Consider the following 3,761-nt stretch of genomic DNA (forward strand, 5'->3'; position numbering starts at 1 on the left):
GCGCCGAGGAGCTCGGCTACCCGCTGGTCATCCGGCCGAGCTTCACCATGGGTGGCTCGGGCTCGGGCTTCGCGTTCAACGAGGCCGACCTGCGGCGTCTGGGCGGCGCCGGTCTCGCTGCCAGCCCCACCACCGAGGTGCTCCTGGAGGAGTCGATCCTCGGCTGGAAGGAGTACGAGCTCGAGGTCATGCGTGACCGCAAGGACAACTCGGTCATCGTCTGCTCCATCGAGAACCTCGACCCGATGGGCGTCCACACCGGCGACTCGATCACCGTCGCCCCGGCGATGACGCTGACCGACCGCGAGTACCAGAAGCTCCGCGACCTCGCGATCGGCATCATCCGCGCCGTCGGCGTCGACACCGGCGGCTGCAACATCCAGTACGCCGTCAACCCGGCCGACGGCCGGATCATCGTCATCGAGATGAACCCGCGCGTCTCGCGCTCCTCGGCGCTGGCCTCCAAGGCGACCGGCTACCCGATCGCCAAGATCGCGGCCAAGGTCGCGATCGGCTACACCCTCGACGAGATCGAGAACGACATCACCACCGGGCCGAACGGCTCGACCGCCGCGTCCTTCGAGCCGAGCCTCGACTACGTCGTGGTCAAGGTGCCGCGGTTCGCCTTCGAGAAGTTCCCGGGCGCCGACACGACCCTGACCACCCACATGAAGAGCGTGGGTGAGGCGATGGCGATCGGCCGCAACTTCTCCGAGGCGCTCCAGAAGGCCCTGCGCTCCCTGGAGAAGCCGGAGGCGGTCTTCGACTGGACCCAGGAGGTCGTCGAGCTCGACAAGCCAGCGCTGCTCGAGGAGATCAAGACTCCGACGGACGGTCGTCTGAAGCGGGTCATGGACGCGATCCGGGCCGGTGCGACGCCGGAGGAGATCTTCGAGTCGACCAAGATCGACCCCTGGTTCATCGACCAGCTCTTCCTGATCAACGAGATCGCCCAGGAGATCATCGCGGCGCCCGAGCTGACCGCCGACGTGCTCCGCTACGCCAAGCGCCACGGCTTCTCCGACTACCAGCTCGGCAAGATGCGCGGCATGACCGCGGACGTCGTCCGAGGCGTACGCCACGCGCTGAACATCCGCCCGGTCTACAAGACGGTCGACACCTGTGCGGCCGAGTTCGCGGCGCGTACCCCCTACCACTACTCCTCCTACGACGAGGAGACCGAGGTCGCGCCGCGCGAGAGGGAAGCGGTCATCATCCTCGGGTCCGGGCCCAACCGGATCGGGCAGGGGATCGAGTTCGACTACTCCTGCGTGCACGCCTCCCTCGCGCTGAGCGAGGCCGGCTATGAGACGGTCATGGTCAACTGCAACCCCGAGACCGTCTCGACCGACTACGACACCTCCGACCGGCTCTACTTCGAGCCGCTCACCCTGGAGGACGTGCTCGAGATCGTCCACGCCGAGCAGCAGGCCGGCCCCGTGGTCGGCGTCATCTGCCAGCTCGGTGGCCAGACCCCGCTCGGTCTCGCGCAGGCGCTGAAGGACAACGGCGTACCGATCGTCGGCACCAGCCCCGAGGCGATCCACCTCGCCGAGGAGCGCGGCGCCTTCGGGCGGGTGCTCCACAAGGCCGGTCTGGTCGCGCCGAAGCACGGCATGGCCACCACCTTCAACGAGGCCCGCGAGATCGCCGCCGAGATCGGCTACCCGGTCCTGGTGCGGCCCTCCTACGTCCTCGGCGGACGTGGCATGCAGATCGTCTACGACGACGAGGCGCTGCGTTCCTACATCGAGGCCGCGACCGAGGTCACCCCGGACAAGCCGGTGATGGTCGACAAGTTCGTCGACGACGCGGTCGAGATCGACGTCGACGCCCTCTACGACGGCACCGACCTGTTCCTGGGCGGCGTGATGGAGCACATCGAGGAGGCCGGGATCCACTCCGGCGACTCCTCCTGCGCGCTGCCGCCGATCACCCTCGGTGCCGCCGAGGTCGAGCGCATCCGTGCGGCCACCCTGGCGATCGCCGAAGGCGTGGGCGTACGCGGTCTGCTCAACATCCAGTACGCCCTGGGCTCCGACGTCCTCTACGTCATCGAGGCCAACCCGCGCGCCTCCCGCACCGTCCCGTTCGTCTCCAAGGCGACCGCGACCCCGCTGGCCAAGGCCGCGGCACGCGTCATGCTCGGCGAGTCGATCGCGGAGCTGCGTGCGGCCGGAGTGCTGCCGACCACGGGCGACGGGGGAGCGCTCCCGCCGAACCAGCCGATCGCGGTCAAGGAAGCGGTCATGCCGTTCAACCGGTTCCGCACCCCGGAGGGCCAGCAGGTCGACACCGTGCTCGGCCCGGAGATGAAGTCGACCGGCGAGGTGATGGGGCTCGACTCCGACTTCGGCCGCGCCTTCGCCAAGAGCCAGGCCGGCGCGTTCGGACCGCTGCCGACGCAGGGCCGGATCTTCGTGTCGATGGCCAACCGCGACAAGCGCACGATGATCTTCCCGATCAAGGTGCTCGCCGACCACGGCTTCGAGATCTTCGCGACCGAGGGCACCGCCGAGGTGCTGCGGCGCAACGGCGTCGCCACCCGGCAGATGCGCAAGCACTCCGAAGGCGTCGGTCCCGACGGCGAGAAGACCACGGTGCAGCGGATCCTCGGCGGCGAGGTCGACCTGGTCATCAACACGCCCAACGGCACCTCCAACGCCAAGTCCGCCCGCATGGACGGCTACGAGATCCGCACCGCCGCGGTGATGGCCAACATCGCCTGCATCACCACGGTCCAGGGCCTCGGCGCCGCCGTGCAGGGCATCGAGGCGCTGCGGCGCGGGGAGATCGACGTACGCAGCCTGCAGGAGTGGCGCGACGTCGTCGGCCACCACGACGGTGGGGTGTCCTCGAAGTGAAGGCCTATCGGACGCTGTTCGACAAGGTCCTGACGAAGACGGATCCCGAGCGTGCCCACCAGCAGGCCTTCGCCGCGATCCGGGCTGCCGGCCCGGCGCTGTCCAAGACGCGCACGCCGGGGACCCCGGTCCACACGATGGGTCTCACCTTCCCGAACGTGATCGGGCTGGCCGCGGGCTTCGACAAGAACGCGGTCGGGATCGACGCGCTGGGCGGGCTCGGCTTCGGCCACGTCGAGATCGGCACGGTCACCGGTGAGGCCCAGCCGGGCAACCCGGTCCCGCGGCTCTTCCGGCTGCCCGCCGACCGTGCCGTGATCAACCGGATGGGCTTCAACAACGACGGTGCCGAGGCGGTCGCCGCCCGGCTGGCGAGCCGCCTGGAGCGTCGTGGCACGGCCACCGGCGGGCCGATCCTGGGCATCAACATCGGCAAGACCAAGCTCGTCCCCGAGGACGACCAGGCTGCGGTCGAGGCCGACTACGCCAAGTCGGCCCGGCTGCTGGCGCCCTACGCCGACTACCTGGTCGTCAACGTGTCCTCGCCCAACACACCCGGTCTGCGCACCCTGCAGTCGGTCGAGAAGCTGCAGCCGCTGCTGGAGCACGTCCGCTCGATCGCCGACCAGGTCACCAAGCACCGGGTTCCGCTGCTGGTCAAGATCGCTCCCGACCTCGCCGACTCCGACGTGGTCGAGGTCGCCGACCTCGCCAGCGCGATCGGCCTGGACGGGATCATCGCGACCAACACCACCATCGGCCGCGAACACCAGGTCTCGGCGCCCGCCGAGATCACCGCGGCCGGTGCCGGCGGCCTCTCGGGCGCCCCGCTCAAGGCGCGCGCGCTCGACGTCCTGCGGCTGCTCCGCAGCCGGGTCAGCCCTGAGATGACCCTCG

2 protein-coding genes are annotated in these 3,761 nt (G+C 69.5%); both read left to right on the forward strand.

All coding sequences use genetic code 11. The features are described 5' to 3' along the window. On the forward strand, positions 1-2,864 hold a 2,864-nt coding region (gene carB, locus ACFVJS_RS26945; protein WP_378886629.1), incomplete at its 5' end, for a carbamoyl-phosphate synthase large subunit. After that, positions 2,861-3,761 (forward strand): quinone-dependent dihydroorotate dehydrogenase (locus tag ACFVJS_RS26950; protein WP_378886630.1); only part of this gene is annotated, 901 nt, incomplete at its 3' end. The genes carB and ACFVJS_RS26950, both read left to right, overlap by 4 nt.

It is taken from the genome of Nocardioides sp. NPDC057772 (assembly GCF_042798075.1).
Lineage (GTDB): Bacteria > Actinomycetota > Actinomycetes > Propionibacteriales > Nocardioidaceae > Nocardioides.